The following is a 16,026-nucleotide window of genomic DNA, read 5'->3' on the forward strand; positions in this document are numbered from 1 at the left end:
ACCCTGGGCGGCGTGAAGGTCCTCGTCATCGGCGGCGGCGCCCGCGAACATGCCCTGTGCCGCTCTCTGTCCCTCGACCCCGACGTCTCCGCGCTGTACTGCGCTCCCGGCAACGCCGGCATCGCCGAGGTGGCCGAGCTCCGCCCGGTCGACGCCCTCGACGGCGATGCCGTCGCCGCCCTCGCCACCGAACTCGGCGCCGACCTGGTCGTCGTCGGCCCGGAGGCCCCGCTGGTCGCCGGGGTCGGCGACGCCGTGCGCGCCGCGGGCATCCCCGTCTTCGGCCCGTCCGCCGAGGCGGCGCAGCTCGAGGGCTCCAAGGCCTTCGCCAAGGACGTGATGGCCGCGGCCGGGGTCCCGACCGCGCGCAGCTACGTCTGCACCACCCCGGAAGAGGTGGACGCGGCCCTCGACGCCTTCGGCGCCCCGTACGTCGTCAAGGACGACGGGCTCGCGGCCGGCAAGGGCGTCGTGGTCACCGACGACCTGGCCGCCGCCCGCGCCCACGCGCTCGGCTGCGACCGCGTGGTCATCGAGGAGTTCCTCGACGGCCCCGAGGTCTCCCTCTTCGCCATCACCGACGGCGTCACCGTGGTCCCGCTCCAGCCCGCGCAGGACTTCAAGCGCGCCCTGGACGGCGACGAGGGCCCGAACACCGGCGGCATGGGCGCGTACTCCCCGCTGCCCTGGGCCGACCCGAAGCTGGTCGACGAGGTCATGGAGCTGGTCCTCCAGCCCACCGTCGACGAGCTCCGCCGCCGCGGCACCCCCTTCTCGGGGCTGCTCTACGCCGGCCTCGCGATCACCAGCCGCGGGACGCGCGTCATCGAGTTCAACGCCCGGTTCGGGGACCCCGAGACCCAGGTGGTCCTGGCCCGGCTGCGCACGCCGCTCGCGAGCGTGCTGCTGAACGCCGCCAACGGCACCCTGGACACCGAGGAGCCGCTCGTCTGGCGTGACGACGCGGCCGTCACGGTGGTCATCGCCTCCCACAACTACCCCGAGACGCCCCGCACCGGGGACCCGATCGAGGGCCTGGCCGAGGTGGCCGCCGAGGACGCGCCCGACGCGTACGTGCTGCACGCCGGGACCCGGCGCGAGGGCGACGCGATCGTCAGCGCGGGCGGCCGCGTGCTGTCCGTGACGGCGACCGGTTCCGATCTGGCACAGGCCCGCGAGAAGGCGTATAAGGCGGTGGCGCGCATCCGGCTGGACGGCTCGCAGCACCGTACGGACATCGCGGCGAAGGCCGCCGGGCTCGGCTGACCAGCGGCTCCGCGGACCCGCGGGCCCGGTGCGCGGATCCCGCGCCCGGGCCCGCGGGCGTGTTCGCGTGCGAGTGCATCCGGCCGCGTTCGAACGCACCCACCTTTACCCAAAGCCATTCCATCGGGTGATCGTCACCCTGTCTGCCTGACGGCCGGGCGTGCCCCAACTAGGGTGCGATGCCAAGCATTCCGGCACTTGGCCCACCGGCATTGCGATGTCAGTGGCGGGTGTCACAGTGGGGGAGTGAGCAACGTCGCCGCAGGGCAGAGGGGGTGAGGTCCGGCCGTGTCCGGAACCGGTTCGATCATGGAAGCGGGCGTGCCGTCCGCACGTTCCCGCGCTCTCGCCGTGCTGCGCGTACGCAGCAGGGCCCTGGCCGTCGGGCTGCTGCCCGCCGCCCTCGCGGTGGTGCTGGTGGCCGCCCGGATGACGGGCCGGCTGGCCGGTGATCCCTGGCCCGTGGTGACCCTCGTGGTGTGTCTGGTCGCGGCCGTGGTGCTGCTCGTCGGCGGCGTCTTCGGCGCCGTGGTGCTGCGGGCGAGTCCCGCCGTCACGCCGACGGTGCCGCTGTCCGAGGCCGCCGCGCCCGATCTCTACCGGCTGGTGCGGGACCTGGCCGACCGCATGGACGTGCCGCCGCCCTCCGCGATAGCCCTGACGCCGGACTGCGACAGCTGGCTGGAGGACCGTACCCACGCGGCCCACCGCCGCCGCGCCATATCCGTCGGCCCGGAGTCCGAGCAGGGCGCCGCCCCCGTGCTGGTGATCGGTTCGCCGTTCCTGTGGTGGATGCGCGTCGCGGAGCTACGGGCCGTCCTCGCGCCGGTCGTCGCCGGTACGGGACCTTCCGCGCACCCGGACATAGCCGACGCGCGCGGCTTCGTACGGGGCCTCGACGCGGCCGTGGACGTGGGCAACCGGCGCGGGCTCGGCTGGATCGGCGCCCCGGCCCGGCTGCTGCTGCGGCTGTGCCGCACGGACGCCACCGAAATGGAGCGCGGGGTGGCCGCGGCCGCCTCGGAGCGTGCACAGGGTGTGGACTACGGTCTGCGCATCGTCGCCCAGGAGCAGGTCGGCCTCGCCTACGCGGGCTGGGACCGGCTGCTGACCCGGGTCGCGCTGCCCGCCTGGCGGATGGGTCGCTGGCCCGCGCACCTCGACGCCGGAGTGGTCTCCGCGCTGACCGAGCTGTCGCGGCGGGACCGGCTGGCCAACGGGTTCACCTCGCGGCTCGGCGAGCGCCCCGCCTGTGACCTGCTGGAGCAGCCAGGAGTGGTCGACGAGGCGACGTCGCTGCTGGCCGCGCGACTCTTCCACGGCGGGCCGGCCGAGCCCGGGCCGGACTGGTCCCCGGTGGACTGGACGGCGTATCCGGAGGAGGTCGTGGACCGCAAGTGGCGTGCGGAGGCGGCCCGGCTGCACGCGGCGCTGGACGCCCTGGCCGTCCCGGCGGGACGGCCCGTCGGCCCCGGCGGACCGGCCGCTGCTTCCACCGGCGCCACGGGGCCCACAGGGTCCGCCGGCTCCGTCGGCCCCGGAGCCCTGCCCGGCACGTCGGCCTCACGGGCCGCGTCGGCCGCCCACACCGCGTCGGCCACACCGTCTGCGTCCGCGGCGGCGGCGGGACCGGCCACGATCGAGGCCACCGGCTCCGCCCGGCCCGCCGTGGACGGCTTCGCCGGACCCACGCTGGAGCGGGTGCTGGGCTATCTCACGGACCCCGCCGGCGCGGGCGCGGCCTCGGAGGCCCTGGCCGGCCGGCTCAGCGGGGACCTGGCCCGCGAGGAGCGGGCCGCCGGTCCGGCCGCCGGTGCCGGGAAGGCACGCGGCGCGGACGCCGTGCCGCTGTTCCCGCTCCAGCCGCAGCGCAGCGGCCGGGACCTGCTGGCCGACCACGTGACGGCGCTGGTGTGCTGCGCGGCCGTGGACTCGGCCGGGGCGGCCCCCGGGCTGGACTGGCTCGACGGGCCGGTTCTGCTGGTCGACGGCGACCGCCGCTCCGACCTGGCCCCGCGCGTGATGTGCCTGGTCGAGGACGGGAACCCGGAACCGCTGCGGGACTGGCTCGCCGACCTCGGCGTCCGCCCGGAGAAGCCGATCCGGCTGGTCTGAGCCGGGACCGCACCGGTCCGCACCGGTCCGCACCGGTCCGCGGCAGGCCGCGACCGTGCCCCCGACCCCGCTCCCTGCCAGCCCCTGTTCGCCGCCCCCGAAGGGCTTCGGCTCGTACGAACAAGCGGATGGGAATGTTCCGATCCCGTCAATTCGCGACGAACGGTGACGGACTGAGCGCGTTATGTGATGTGCTGGGACCGGTCGCGGCTGGATGTCCTGAACCGGGGTGTCCGAGAACTGCCGTCTCAGCAGCGAGGCTGCCGCGCACCGGGACGATGTACGCCCGTTCGGGGGAGCGAGGGAGGGGAGCGGTCATGGGTGCGGACCAGATCCGGCGTTGGGAGTCAGGTGCGCTCGCGCACGCGGTGACCGACCCCTTCGGTCAGGGCCCGCTGCCCTGGTTCCGGGGGAGCGAGCTCTACTTCGACGACACGGGCCACGTCGTCCCCTGGTACGTGGACCCGGCCGCCGCGGCCGCCGGCACCGGCCAGATCCCCCGCGCCCGCGGCAACGGCGGTCCCCGCACCGCCGACGACGTGCACCGCCAGATCAAGGGCTTCGCCTCCACCGGCGCGGTCACGCCCGGCGAGGCCATCGACTTCCACATCACCGTCGACCCGCCCCAGCAGTTCTCCGTCGACGTCTACCGGATCGGCCACTACGGCGGCGACGGGGCCTCCAAGATCACCACGAGCCCGCGGCTGTCCGGCATCGTCCAGCCGGCCCCCCTGACGGCCGACCGCACCGTCTCCTGCCACCACTGGTGGCTGTCCTGGCGCCTGCAGGTCCCCTCCTACTGGAGCGTCGGCGCGTACGTCGCCGTCCTGACCACCGCCGACGGCTACCGCTCCCACATCCCCTTCACGGTCCGCGACGACCACCCCGCCGACCTCCTGCTCCTGCTCCCGGACATCACCTGGCAGGCGTACAACCTCTACCCGGAGGACGGCCACACCGGCGCCAGCCTCTACCACGCCTGGGACGAGGACGGCCGGCTGCTCGGCGAGCAGGACGCCGCCCACACCGTCTCCTTCGACCGCCCCTACGCGGGCGCCGGCCTGCCCCTGCACGTCGGCCACGCCTACGACTTCATCCGCTGGGCCGAGCGCTACGGCTACGACATCGCCTACGCCGACACCCGCGACCTGCACGCGGGCCGCGTCGACCCCACCCGCTACCGCGGCCTGGTCTTCCCCGGGCACGACGAGTACTGGTCGGCCCCCATGCGCCGCACCGTCGAGCGCGCCCGGCTGCACGGCACCTCGCTCGTCTTCCTCTCCGCCAACACCATGTACTGGCAGGTCGAGCTCTCCCCCTCCCCCTCCGGGGTCGCGGACCGGCTCCTCACCTGCCGAAAACGGCGCGGTCCGGGCCGCCCCAGCCTGTGGCGCGAGGTCGACCGCCCGGAGCAGCAGCTGCTCGGCATCCAGTACGCCGGCCGGGTCCCCGAGCCCGCGCCGATGATCGTGCGCAACGCCACGCACTGGCTCTGGGACTCCACCGGAGCCGGCGAGAACGACGAGCTGCCCGGCCTGGTCGCCGGCGAGGCCGACCGCTACTTCCCGCGCACCCAGCTCCCCGAGCACCAGGACCGGATCCTGCTGGCGCACTCCCCGTACCTCGACAGCGAGGGCCACCGGCGCCACCAGGAGACCTCCCTCTACCGGGCGCCCAGCGGGGCCCTGGTCTTCGCCTCCGGCACCTTCGCCTGGTCCCCGGCCCTCGACCGCCCGGGCCACGTCGACGAACGGGTGCAGCGGGCCACCGCCAACCTCCTCGACCGGATCTGCAAGCACGACTGACCGCGAACCGACCCGCAGGGCGGACCCCTGTCCGCGGCAGGGGACGCAGGTGCGCGAGAATCGGGGTGCGCTTCATACAGAACCACAGGGAGACCCCGTGTCCGGATTCGTCGAAAAGCCCGAGCCGGTTCAGGTTCCGGGCCTCGTCCACCTCCACACCGGCAAGGTGCGCGACCTCTACCGCGACGAGGACGACCGCCTCGTCATGGTCGCCAGCGACCGCCTGTCCGCCTTCGACTGGGTCCTGCCCACCGAGATCCCGGACAAGGGCCGCGTCCTGACCCAGCTCTCCCTGTGGTGGTTCGACCAGCTCGCCGATCTCGTCCCGAACCACGTCATCTCCACCGACCTGCCCGCGGGCGCCCCCGCCGACTGGGCCGGCCGCACGCTGGTCTGCCGCAACCTCGACATGGTCCCGGTCGAGTGCGTGGCCCGCGGCTACCTCACCGGCTCCGGCCTCGCCGAGTACAACCAGACCCGTACGGTCTGCGGACTCGGCCTCCCCGAGGGGCTCGTGGACGGCTCCGAACTGCCCGGCCCGATCTTCACCCCGGCCGCCAAGGCCGAGGTCGGCGAGCACGACGAGAACGTCTCCTACGAGGAGGTGGCGCGCACCACCGGCGCCGAGACGGCCGCGCTGCTGCGCCAGACCACCCTGGCCGTGTACGGCCGTGGCCGGGACATCGCGCGCGAACGCGGCATCATCCTCGCAGACACCAAGTTCGAGTTCGGTTTCGACCCGAAGGACGGCACCCTCGTCGTCGCCGACGAGGTGCTGACCCCGGACTCGTCCCGCTTCTGGCCGGCCGACCAGTGGGAGCCGGGCCGCTCGCAGCCCTCCTTCGACAAGCAGTACGTCCGCGACTGGCTGGCCTCCCCGGCCTCCGGCTGGGACCCGAAGGGCGAGCTCCCGCCGCCGGCCCTCCCCACGCAGGTCGTCGCGCAGACCCGCGCCAAGTACATCGAGGCGTACGAGCGGCTCACCGGCCTGACCTGGTCCTGAAACACGAAGAAGCCCCCGGTCCGAGGACCGGGGGCTTCTTCACTACAGAGCGGACAACGCGACTCGAACGCGCGACATCCACCTTGGCAAGGTGGTGCTCTACCAACTGAGCTATGTCCGCAGGTGCGCCGTAACGCGAGAACCACTATACCCAACCTCGCTCGCGTGCGAGACGCACTGCCGTGTGACGGTTTTCGGCACCCAGCTTCGTCGCCGCCGAGGACAGGTAGTTCCGTACGGTCCCCTGCGACAGCGCGGCCCGTTCGGCGATCTCCGCGACCGGTGCCCCGTCCGCCGCCAGCTCGAGCACCTCGGCCTCCCGCGCGGTCAGCGGCGAGTCCCCCGCGCTGATGGCGTCGGCCGCCAACTCCGGGTCCACGTAACGGCCGCCCGCGTGCACGGTCCGGATCAGTTCGGCCAGCCGCTGCGCCGAGACGGTCTTCGGGGCGAAGGCCCGCACCCCCGCGGCCAGCGCCCGCTTCAGGTGCCCCGGGCGGCCGTGGCTGGTCACGATCATGGTCTTGCAGTCGGGGAGTTCGGCCCGCAGTGATGTGGCGACACTCACACCGTCGGCTCCGGGCATCTGCAGGTCCAGCACCGCGACATCCGGCCGGTGCGCCCGCGCCATCGCGAGCGCCTCGGGGCCCGAGGCCGCCTCCGCGACGACGAGCAGGTCGTCCTCCAGGGCGAGCAGGGCGGCCAGCGCCCCGCGGATCAGGTGCTCGTCGTCGGCGAGCAGTACGCGTACGGGGCTCACGCCCGCACCTCCAGTCGTTCCGTTTCCCGGTCCGGGATCTCCGCGAGCAGCCGGAACCGGCCGTCGCCCACCAGGCCCGCCTGCAAGGTCCCGTCCAGGGCCGCGAGCCGCTCCCGCAGCCCGGCCAGGCCCGAGCCGGGCGGCCCGGCCGGGGTGTCGGGGGCCCCGTCGTTCTCCACCACCAGCGTCACGGGGCCGGTCTCCGGGGCGGACAGCCGGATCAGGCAGCGGTGCGCGTCGCCGTGCCGCAGTACGTTCGTCGTCGCCTCGCGGACCACCCAGCCGAGCGCCGACTGGACCTCGGAGGGCAGCTCCCGGCCGGCCCGGAAGTCGACCCGGCAGTCCATGCCGGCCGCGCTCAGCACCCCGCGCGCACCCTCCAGCTCCACCGCGAGATCCGCCTCCCGGTAGCCCCGCACCACGTCCCGTACCTCCCGCTGGGACTCCTGGGCTATCCGCTGCACCTCGATCATCTGCTCCACCGCCTCCGGCCGTTCGCGCCGCGCCAGCTGTACGGCCAGCTCGCTCTTGAGCGCGATCACCGCCAGGTTGCGGCCCATCACGTCGTGCAGATCGCGGCCGAAGCGCAGTCGCTCCTCCGCCACCGCGAGCCGCGCCTGCACCTCGCGCGAGCGGTCCAGTTCGTACACGGTGTTCAGCAGCCAGGCGGAGAACCCGCTGGTGAAGCAGAAGAACAGGCTGCCCAGCAGGACCCCGACGAGATATCCCAAGGCCTCTCCGGCCGGCAGTCCCAGGGCGAGTGCGGCCAGGCTCGTCCCGGCCGCCGCGACCGGGGGCAGGTACCGCATCCTGCGCACCGAGCGCAGGCACAGCACCAGCGAGCCGGAGCCGAACGAGGTCAGCCCGGACACCAGCGCCGGAGCCGCCGAGGGATCCGCGAGCCGTCCGGTCGCCTCCAGGGCGAGGACGGCCAAGGTGGCGGCGCCCGTCGCGACGGCCAGGAACACCGCCGGCCGGACCGGGCGTTCGCGCCGCCCCACCACCCAGTCGAGCGCCCTGGAGTTGAGCACCCCGCACAGCACGGCGTGGCCGCACAGCATCACGAAGAGCGTGCCGGGCACCAGGATCGAGGACCTGTCCGCCGCGGCGACCAGCGGAAGCAGCCCGAAGGACACGATCTCCAGGAGCACGAAGAGGTGGAACGACCACCGGGTGTAGAGCTCCAGCTTCCCCGCACTGCTGCGGTTCTTCCACCACCCCGTCAGCTTCGGCATCTCCGCGTCTCCCCGTCCCCCGACTCGCCCTACCTGCGCGGTTCCCAGCGGAACCACCGCTGGACAGCAAACACGGTGATCACCATCCAGGCCAGCGCGGTCAGCGCGGCCCCCAGCAGGTCCCCGCTCGCCACGCCGCCGGTCCAGCCGGCCCGCACGAGGGTCATCACCCCGCTCAACGGAAGCAGTTCGCACAGGGAGGCCGCCAGGTCCGGAAGCGAGTCCGCCGGCAGGAACAGCCCCGAGCCGAGCACGGTCAGCAGGAACAGCGGCAGCGTGGTGAAGCCGGCGGTCTCCACGGTGCGGGTGAAGGCGCTGGTCAGCGCGGACAGCCCGGCCAGCAGCAGGACGCCGGCGAGCACGGCCGCCAGGAGCAGCAGCGGGTTGCGGGGCATGCGCACGTCCAGCACGGCCGCGCCGGCCACCGCGAGCACCGCGATCTGGCCGACCGCGAGGACGGCGGCGGGCAGCGCCGTCCCGGCGAGGATCTCCAGGTCGTTCGCCTCGCCGGTGCGCAGCCGCTTGAGGACGAGTTCCTCGCGCCGGGCGACGTAGGCCGAGACCAGGTTCATGTACACGACGAGGATCAGCACCATGCCGATCCCGCCGGTCACCGTGGCCTCGCCGACGGCTTGCGCGCCCTCCACCCCGCTGAGGGAGGAGCGCAGGACGAACACCATCAGCAGGGGCATCAGGAAGGCCACGCCGAGCGCGGCCCGGTTGCGCACCAGCAGGGTGATCTCGGAGCGGCCGAGCGCGGTGAGCCGGCCGGGGTTCAGGGTCAGTGTGTTCATCGGGTCCCCGCCCTCGTGTCCTCGGAGCGGCCGCCGGCGCTGCGGCGGCTCTCCGCGATCTCCAGGAACGCCTCCTCCAGGGAGGCGGACCGGGCGTCGAGCCCGTCCAGTACGACTCCGCTCTCGCGGGCCCAGCCCAGCAGTTCGGTCAGGTCCGCCTGGAGCCGTTCGGTACGGATCTCCACGCGCGGTCCGTAGGCCGCCGCGCGCAGCGCGAGCGGCAGCCGGGCCGCGGGCACCCCGTCCGGCAGGGTGAAGCGGATCCGGGCCGGCCGGGTGGCGGTGACCTCGGCCGGGGTGCCCGACAGGACGAGCTCGCCCTCGTGGAGGATCGCGAGGCGGTCCGCGAGCTCCTCGGCCTCCTCCAGGTAGTGCGTGGTCAGCAGCACCGTGGTGCCCTGCGCGCGCAGCTCCCGTACCAGCGCCCAGGTGTCCCGGCGGCCTTCGGGGTCCATGCCGGTGGTCGGCTCGTCGAGGAAGAGCACCTCCGGCCGGCCGAGCAGGGCCAGCGCCAGGTCGAGGCGCCGCCGTTCGCCGCCGGACAGCTGCTTGACCCGTACGGAGGACCGCGCGCCCAGGCCGACCAGGTCCAGCACCTCCCCGGCCGGGCGGGCGCCCGTGGTGAGCCCGGCCCACATCCGGACGGTCTCGGCGACCGACAGGTCGGAGGGGAAACCGCCCTCCTGGAGCATGACCCCGGTGCGGGGACGGACCCGGTCCCGGCGCGTGTACGGATCGAGGCCGAAGACGCGCACGTGGCCCTCGCTCGGCGCGGCCAGCCCCTCCAGCAGCTCGACGGTGGAGGTCTTGCCCGCGCCGTTGGTCCCGAGGAGGGCGAAGACCTCGCCCCGCGCCACGGAGAAGGAGACGCCCCGGACGGCCTCGAAGCCGCCGGCGTAGCCGCGGCGCAGGCCCTGGGCTTCGATCACGGTGTCAGTCATGTCCCCAGCCTCGGGGCGGCCGGACCGGGTCGGCAGTGCGCGCTGTCATGACCGGCGATGACATTTGTCAGGGACGTCCGCCCGCGCCCGCGCGGGACGGAGGAGGCGAAAGGCAGCGAATGCGAAGAAGGCACGGAGAAGGAACGAAGAAGGCCCCGATCGCAATGATCGGGGCCTTCTTCTACAGAGCGGACGACGCGACTCGAACGCGCGACATCCACCTTGGCAAGGTGGTGCTCTACCAACTGAGCTACGTCCGCAAGCAGTGCTCCGCCGGGGCGGTGCGTGCATCACTCTACCCGATCCACCGTGGTGGTCGGAAAGTCATGCAGAGCGGGTGACAGGAATCGCACACTGCGCCTTCCCTCTGGAAGAGGGATGTTCTGCTACTGAACTACACCCGCACGACCTCGGAGGCTCTGACCTGCGGCCTGGCCCCTTGGCGTGATCCACACACTAGCCGACGGATGGGGGTGGATGGCAAATCGGCCCTCAGTGAGCCGCGTTGTAGGCCTCGTAGATCTTCTTCGGGATGCGGCCGCGCGGGGGCACCTCGTACTGGTTGGAGCGGGCCCAGGCCCGGACGACCGCCGGGTCGGGGGCGACGGAGGTGTGCTTGTAGACCTTCCCCGAGCGCGACTGGCGCCGGCCGGCGGCGACGAAGGGGGCCAGGCCCTTCCGCAGTTTCTTTGCGTTGGCCACATTGAGGTCGATCTCGTACGACTTACCGTCCAGAGCGAACACGACCGTTTCCGCCGCTTCTCCGCCATCGATGTCGTCGGAGAGCGTGACTACTACGCGCTGCGCCACGGATATCGGTCCCTTCGTGCGACGTCGCCACCTGCTGACGTGGGGCGATGTCGCCTGTGTGGATGTTTCGGGGCAATGCATCATTCATCCCCCGTTGCGAAGCGGCAAAAGTCACTCGCCCGGAGTGATTCCTTTGTACCTCGATTCCCATTGCATTGCGAAGCCCAGTTAATTCTCTCCGCGTGTCCCGCCGCAATGCCGGGTACGCGGTTTTCCGGCGGATTTTGCGAAGCGTTGGTGAAGCCGAAACGGCGTGGTGATCACGCCCTCCGGATATCTACCCGCGTAGAAATTTTGGCCGGGTACGCTGATGGAACCGCCTTCGCACCAACCACCACACGGGAGTGCCCGATGGCACGCGTCGTAGTCGACGTCATGCTCAAGCCGGAGATCCTCGACCCCCAGGGCCAGGCGGTGCAGCGTGCACTGCCGCGCCTGGGCTTCGATGGGATCGCCGACGTCCGCCAGGGGAAGCGCTTCGAACTGGAGGTGGAGGGACCGGTCGACCAGGCCGCCCTCGACCGCATCCACAAGATGGCCGAAACGTTCCTCGCCAACACCGTCATCGAAGACTTCACCGTGAAGGTCGAGGCCTGACGGTGACCACTCGCATCGGAGTCGTCACGTTCCCCGGAACGCTCGACGACCGTGACTCGCTGCGCGCCGTCCGCCTCGCCGGGGCCGAGCCCGTCTCGCTGTGGCACCGCGACAAGGACCTGCACCAGGTCGACGCGGTCGTCCTCGCGGGCGGTTTCTCCTACGGGGACTACCTGCGCGCCGGGGCCATCTCCCGCTTCTCGCCGGTGATGGAGACCATCATCGAGCAGGCCAGGGGCGGCATGCCCGTCCTGGGCATCTGCAACGGCTTCCAGGTCCTCACCGAGGCCCACCTGCTGCCGGGGGCGATGCTCCGGAACAACCACCTGCACTTCATCTGCCGCGACCAGAAGCTGCGGGTGGAGAACGCGGAGACCGCGTGGACCGGCGACTACACCGCCGACCAGGAGATCTCCGTACCGCTGAAGAACATGGACGGCCGGTACGTCGCCGACGAGCGCGTCCTCGACGAGCTCGAGGCCGAGGGCCGCGTGGCCTTCCGGTACGTCGACGTGAACCCGAACGGGTCGCTGCGCGACATCGCCGGCATCACCAACGCCGCCGGCAACGTCGTCGGCCTCATGCCGCACCCCGAGCACGCGGTCGAGCCGCTGATCGGGACCGGCCGCACCGACGGCCTCCCGTTCTTCACCTCGGTCCTGAAGAAGCTGGTCAGCGCATGAGCCTCGACACCGTCAAGAACGCCACCGAAACCCCGGACGCCTCCCAGCCGTGGAAGGAGCTCGGCCTCAAGGAGGACGAGTACGCCCGCATCCGGGAGATCCTCGGCCGCCGCCCCACCGGCGCCGAGCTCGCCATGTACTCCGTCATGTGGTCCGAGCACTGCTCGTACAAGAGCAGCAAGGTCCACCTGAAGCAGTTCGGCGAGAAGGTCCCGCCGAACGACGCCATGCTCGTCGGCATCGGTGAGAACGCCGGCGTCGTCGACGTCGGCCAGGGCTACGCGGTCACCTTCAAGGTCGAGTCGCACAACCACCCCTCGTACATCGAGCCCTACCAGGGCGCGGCCACCGGCGTCGGCGGCATCGTCCGCGACATCCTCGCCATGGGCGCCCGCCCGGTCGCCGTCGTGGACCCGCTGCGCTTCGGCGCGGCCGACCACCCCGACACCAAGCGCGTCCTGCCGGGCGTCGTCGCGGGCATCGGCGGCTACGGCAACTGCCTCGGCCTGCCCAACATCGGCGGCGAGGTCGTCTTCGACGCCTGCTACCAGGGCAACCCGCTGGTCAACGCCGGCTGCATCGGCGTGATGAAGCACGAGGACATCCACCTCGCCAAGGCCTCCGGCCCCGGCAACAAGGTCATCCTCTACGGCGCCCGCACCGGCGGCGACGGCATCGGCGGCGTCTCGGTCCTCGCGTCCGAGACCTTCGACGACACGAAGCCCACCAAGCGCCCCGCCGTCCAGGTCGGCGACCCCTTCCAGGAGAAGCTCCTCATCGAGTGCACCCTGGAGATCTTCAAGGAGAAGCTGGTCGCGGGCATCCAGGACCTCGGCGGCGCCGGGCTCTCCTGCGCCACCTCCGAGCTGGCCTCCGCCGGCTCCGGCGGCATGCGCGTCGAGCTGGACACCGTCCCGCTGCGCGACGCGACGCTCTCGCCCGAGGAGATCCTCATGAGCGAGTCGCAGGAGCGCATGTGCGCGATCGTCGAGCCGCAGCACGTCGACCGCTTCATGGAGATCTGCGAGAAGTGGGACGTCATCGCCACCGTCATCGGTGAGGTGACCGACGGCGAGCGCCTGGAGATCTTCTGGCACGGCGAGCAGATCGTGGACGTGCCCCCGGGCACGGTCGCCCACGAGGGCCCGGTCTACCACCGCCCCTACGCCCGCCCCGAGTGGCAGGACGCCCTCCAGGCCGACGACGCGGGCAAGCTGCCCCGCCCGCAGACCTCGGAAGAGCTCCGGGCGCAGGTCCTGGCGCTGGTCTCGTCCCCGAACCAGGCCTCCAAGTCCTGGGTCACCGACCAGTACGACCGCTTCGTGCAGGGCAACACGGTGCTCTCGCAGCCCGAGGACGCGGGCATGGTCCGCATCGACGAGGAGTCGAACCTCGGCGTGGCCATGGCCACCGACGGCAACGGCCGCTTCGCCAAGCTCGACCCGTACACGGGCGCGCAGCTCGCGCTGGCGGAGGCGTACCGCAACGTCGCCGCCACCGGCGCCAAGCCGCTGGCCATCTCCGACTGCCTGAACTTCGGCTCGCCCGAGGACCCGGGCGTCATGTGGCAGTTCGCCGAGGCCACCCGCGGTCTCGCGGACGGCTGCTTCGAGCTGGGCACGCCGGTGACCGGCGGCAACGTCTCGCTGTACAACCAGACCGGTGACATCGCGATCCACCCGACCCCGGTCGTGGCGGTCCTCGGTGTGATCGACGACGTCAACCGCCGTACGCCGATGGCGTTCGCGGAGGCCGGCCAGCTGCTGTACCTGCTGGGCGACACGGCCGAGGAGTTCGGCGGCTCGGCCTGGTCCCAGGTCGTCCACGACCACCTCGGCGGCATGCCGCCGAAGGTGGACCTGGCGCGCGAGAAGCTGCTCGCCGAGATCCTGATCTCCGCCTCGCGCGACGGCATGATCGACGCCGCGCACGACCTGTCCGACGGCGGCGTGATCCAGGCGCTCACCGAGTCCTGCCTGCGCGGCGGCAACGGTGCCCGGATCGTGGTGCCCGAGGGCCTGGACGCCTTCACCTTCCTGTTCTCCGAGTCCGCGGGCCGGGCCATCGTGGCCGTACCGCGCAGCGAGGAGCTCCGCTTCACCGACATGTGCGGTGCGCGGGGCCTGCCGGTCGCCCGCATCGGCGTGGTGGACGGCGAGGAGATCGAGGTCCAGGGCGAGTTCACCCTCCCGCTGGCCGAGCTCCGCGAGGCCCACGAGGCGACGATCCCGGCCCTGCTGGCCTGATCCCGCCACAGCGCGTACGAGGCCCCGCCCACCCCCGTGGGCGGGGCCTCGGCGTCGGCCCCCGCCGCGCGGTGGGGCCGCACGGAGCCGGCGCCGCCCGGATAGGGTCACCGCATGCCGCCCGCCAGAAAGAAGCAGCGCACCTTCGATCCCGCCAGGATCCGCACGGCCGTCACCGCGCAGTTCGCGCATGTCGGCGCAGCCGTCGGGGAGTTGGGGCCCGATCAGCTGGCACGGCCCAGCGGGCTCGGGGACTGGACCGTCGCCGACCTCGCCGCGCACATCGCCTGGATCGCGGACTCGCTGGCCGCCGGCCTCGCCCGGCCGCCCGCCGCCCTCGCCGAACTGTCCGCCGTCGAATGGCCCTTCGCGACGGCCTCCCTCGCCGGGAAGATCTCCGAAGCGGCCCGGGAGACGCTCGCCGGGGCCCCGCTGCCCGAGCTGTTCGAGCGGGCGGGCGCCCGCATGGCCGAGGCGCTCGCGGCGAACCCGGACGCCCGCGTGCTGGACCTGTGGATCGGGGACATGACCCTGGCCGACTTCCTGGTCACCCGGACCGTCGAGCTGGTCGTCCACACCGACGACCTGAACCGGGCCGCCGGACTGGACATCCCGATCGAGCGGCAGGCGCTGGCCGCCTGCACCCGGCTGCTCGCCGACGCCCTCGCGCTCAAGGCTCCCGGCGGCGCCGTCGAGGTACGGATCCCGCCCTTCGCGGTGGTCCAGTGCGTCGAGGGGCCGCGTCACACCCGCGGCACCCCGCCGAACGTGGTGGAGACCGACCCGCTCACCTGGATCCGGCTCGCGACCGGCCGTACGGGATGGGCCGAGGCGCTCCACGGGGCGCGGGTCAGCGCCAGTGGGGAGCGGGCCGACCTGTCGGCGCTGCTGCCGGTGATGAGCTGAGCGCGGCCCTGACGGAACCGACCCGGCGCCCGGTCCGTCCCAGGGGCATGCGTACCTTCCGGCACGTCCACAGCCCCGCGGGCCCGGCCCTCGTACTCGTACTCGCCCTCGGCCTGGCCGGCTGCGGCCGGAGCGGGGAGAACGGGAGCGCCCCGCTGCCCTCCGTCACGGGCTCCTGGGCCGTCGAGTCCCTGACCACCGGCGGCCGCACCCTGCACGCTCCCGAGTCCGCCCGCGTCGACCTCGCGCGGGACACGGCCAAGGGCAGCTACGGCTGCAACGGCTTCCAGGCGGCGGTCGTCCTCGACGGCACCTCCTCCCTGACCGTCACGCCCGGCATGTCGACCACCATGGCCTGCCCGGACATGGAGTTCGAGACGGCCTTCGCCAAGCTGTTCTCGGGCCGGCTGGCGATCGACCGGGGGCCCGACCGGCTCACCCTGAGGACCGCCGACGGGAGCACGATCGCCATGACCTCGCAGCCCCGTGACCCGGACGCCCCGCTGATCGTCACCGACTGGACCGTCGACTCGCTGATCAGCGGGGACACCGTGTCCTCGGTACCCGCCGAGGCCGCCGGCAAGGCCCGGTTCGCCATCGCCGCGGACGGCACGGCGGGCGGCACCCTCGGCTGCAACCGGTTCAGCGCCAAGGCGACCGTGGACGGCCCCACGGTCACCTTCGGCCCGCTCACCACGACCCGGATGGCCTGCGAGGGCCCGGCGGGCGAGGTCGAGCGGACGCTGACCGCGCTCTTCGCCGGCGGCCCGCTCACCGCGAAGATCGACGGCCGCACCCTCACCCTCACCGCCCCCGACGGCAAGGGCCTCACCGCCCAGGCGTCCTCCGCCGCCGAGTGACCCGTACG

At 72.7% G+C, this 16,026-nt stretch carries 14 protein-coding genes and 3 tRNA genes; 9 read left to right on the plus strand and 8 right to left on the minus strand.

Annotation, left to right across the window (positions count from 1 at the left end):
• Nucleotides 1–12 precede the first annotated feature (12 nt).
• From purD to ACZ6JT_RS20265, 4 genes are all read left to right on the plus strand, one after another.
• The gene (purD, locus tag ACZ6JT_RS20250) at nucleotides 13–1,266 is read left to right on the plus strand and encodes a phosphoribosylamine--glycine ligase (RefSeq protein WP_469211479.1); all 1,254 of its coding nucleotides are present in this window, start codon (nucleotides 13–15) and stop codon (nucleotides 1,264–1,266) included.
• Between the two features lie 309 nt (nucleotides 1,267–1,575).
• The gene (locus ACZ6JT_RS20255) at nucleotides 1,576–3,381 is read left to right on the plus strand and encodes a M48 family metalloprotease (protein WP_469211588.1); all 1,806 of its coding nucleotides are present in this window, start codon (nucleotides 1,576–1,578) and stop codon (nucleotides 3,379–3,381) included.
• A gap of 317 nt (nucleotides 3,382–3,698) precedes the next feature.
• Nucleotides 3,699–5,186 (plus strand): N,N-dimethylformamidase beta subunit family domain-containing protein, encoded by a 1,488-nt coding sequence (locus ACZ6JT_RS20260; RefSeq protein ID WP_469211480.1) that lies wholly within the window; start codon nucleotides 3,699–3,701, stop codon nucleotides 5,184–5,186.
• A 97-nt stretch (nucleotides 5,187–5,283) separates the two neighbouring features.
• Nucleotides 5,284–6,189 carry a phosphoribosylaminoimidazolesuccinocarboxamide synthase gene (locus tag ACZ6JT_RS20265; RefSeq protein ID WP_469211483.1) on the plus strand — a complete coding sequence of 302 codons (906 nt, stop codon included), beginning with the start codon at nucleotides 5,284–5,286 and terminating at the stop codon, nucleotides 6,187–6,189.
• 48 nt (nucleotides 6,190–6,237) lie between these two features.
• On the opposite strand, the gene ACZ6JT_RS20270 is transcribed toward ACZ6JT_RS20265, so the two are convergent.
• The 8 genes from ACZ6JT_RS20270 to ACZ6JT_RS20305 all read right to left on the minus strand — a co-directional run bounded on the left by ACZ6JT_RS20270 (nucleotide 6,238) and on the right by ACZ6JT_RS20305 (nucleotide 10,726).
• Nucleotides 6,238–6,310 (minus strand) — tRNA-Gly (locus ACZ6JT_RS20270).
• Between the two features lie 24 nt (nucleotides 6,311–6,334).
• A complete protein-coding gene (locus tag ACZ6JT_RS20275; RefSeq protein WP_030707959.1) occupies nucleotides 6,335–6,946 on the minus strand; it encodes a response regulator transcription factor in 612 nt (203 codons plus the stop codon).
• Entirely contained in the window at nucleotides 6,943–8,181 is a 1,239-nt protein-coding gene (locus ACZ6JT_RS20280; RefSeq protein WP_469211485.1) for a sensor histidine kinase, read from the minus strand. Before ACZ6JT_RS20280 ends, ACZ6JT_RS20275 begins: the two co-directional genes overlap by 4 nt.
• A gap of 29 nt (nucleotides 8,182–8,210) precedes the next feature.
• Nucleotides 8,211–8,975, minus strand: a complete 765-nt coding sequence (locus ACZ6JT_RS20285; RefSeq protein WP_469211487.1) for an ABC transporter permease — start codon at nucleotides 8,973–8,975, stop codon at nucleotides 8,211–8,213.
• Complete coding sequence (locus tag ACZ6JT_RS20290; protein WP_469211490.1) at nucleotides 8,972–9,916, minus strand: ABC transporter ATP-binding protein; 945 nt, start codon at nucleotides 9,914–9,916, stop codon at nucleotides 8,972–8,974. The genes ACZ6JT_RS20285 and ACZ6JT_RS20290 overlap by 4 nt, the downstream gene beginning before the upstream one ends.
• A gap of 187 nt (nucleotides 9,917–10,103) precedes the next feature.
• A tRNA-Gly gene (locus tag ACZ6JT_RS20295) sits at nucleotides 10,104–10,176 on the minus strand.
• A gap of 72 nt (nucleotides 10,177–10,248) precedes the next feature.
• Nucleotides 10,249–10,320, minus strand: a tRNA-Gly gene (locus ACZ6JT_RS20300).
• An 88-nt stretch (nucleotides 10,321–10,408) separates the two neighbouring features.
• Nucleotides 10,409–10,726: a histone-like nucleoid-structuring protein Lsr2 gene (locus ACZ6JT_RS20305; protein WP_469211491.1), complete on the minus strand. Its 318-nt coding sequence runs from the start codon at nucleotides 10,724–10,726 to the stop codon at nucleotides 10,409–10,411.
• A gap of 351 nt (nucleotides 10,727–11,077) precedes the next feature.
• Between ACZ6JT_RS20305 and purS the strand changes: the two genes are divergently transcribed.
• The 5 genes from purS to ACZ6JT_RS20330 all read left to right on the plus strand — a co-directional run bounded on the left by purS (nucleotide 11,078) and on the right by ACZ6JT_RS20330 (nucleotide 16,018).
• Nucleotides 11,078–11,323, plus strand: a complete 246-nt coding sequence (gene purS / locus ACZ6JT_RS20310) for a phosphoribosylformylglycinamidine synthase subunit PurS (protein ID WP_042801325.1) — start codon at nucleotides 11,078–11,080, stop codon at nucleotides 11,321–11,323.
• Between the two features lie 2 nt (nucleotides 11,324–11,325).
• Nucleotides 11,326–12,006, plus strand: coding sequence for a phosphoribosylformylglycinamidine synthase subunit PurQ (purQ, locus tag ACZ6JT_RS20315; RefSeq protein ID WP_469211493.1), 681 nt, complete (start codon nucleotides 11,326–11,328; stop codon nucleotides 12,004–12,006).
• A complete protein-coding gene (gene purL / locus ACZ6JT_RS20320; RefSeq protein ID WP_469211495.1) occupies nucleotides 12,003–14,252 on the plus strand; it encodes a phosphoribosylformylglycinamidine synthase subunit PurL in 2,250 nt (749 codons plus the stop codon). Before purQ ends, purL begins: the two co-directional genes overlap by 4 nt.
• A gap of 114 nt (nucleotides 14,253–14,366) precedes the next feature.
• The gene (locus tag ACZ6JT_RS20325) at nucleotides 14,367–15,158 is read left to right on the plus strand and encodes a maleylpyruvate isomerase family mycothiol-dependent enzyme (protein WP_469211497.1); all 792 of its coding nucleotides are present in this window, start codon (nucleotides 14,367–14,369) and stop codon (nucleotides 15,156–15,158) included.
• 47 nt (nucleotides 15,159–15,205) lie between these two features.
• A complete protein-coding gene (locus ACZ6JT_RS20330) occupies nucleotides 15,206–16,018 on the plus strand; it encodes an META domain-containing protein (RefSeq protein WP_469211499.1) in 813 nt (270 codons plus the stop codon).
• Nucleotides 16,019–16,026 lie beyond the last annotated feature (8 nt).

The sequence above is a fragment of the Streptomyces sp. NPDC046308 genome, from assembly GCF_055588065.1.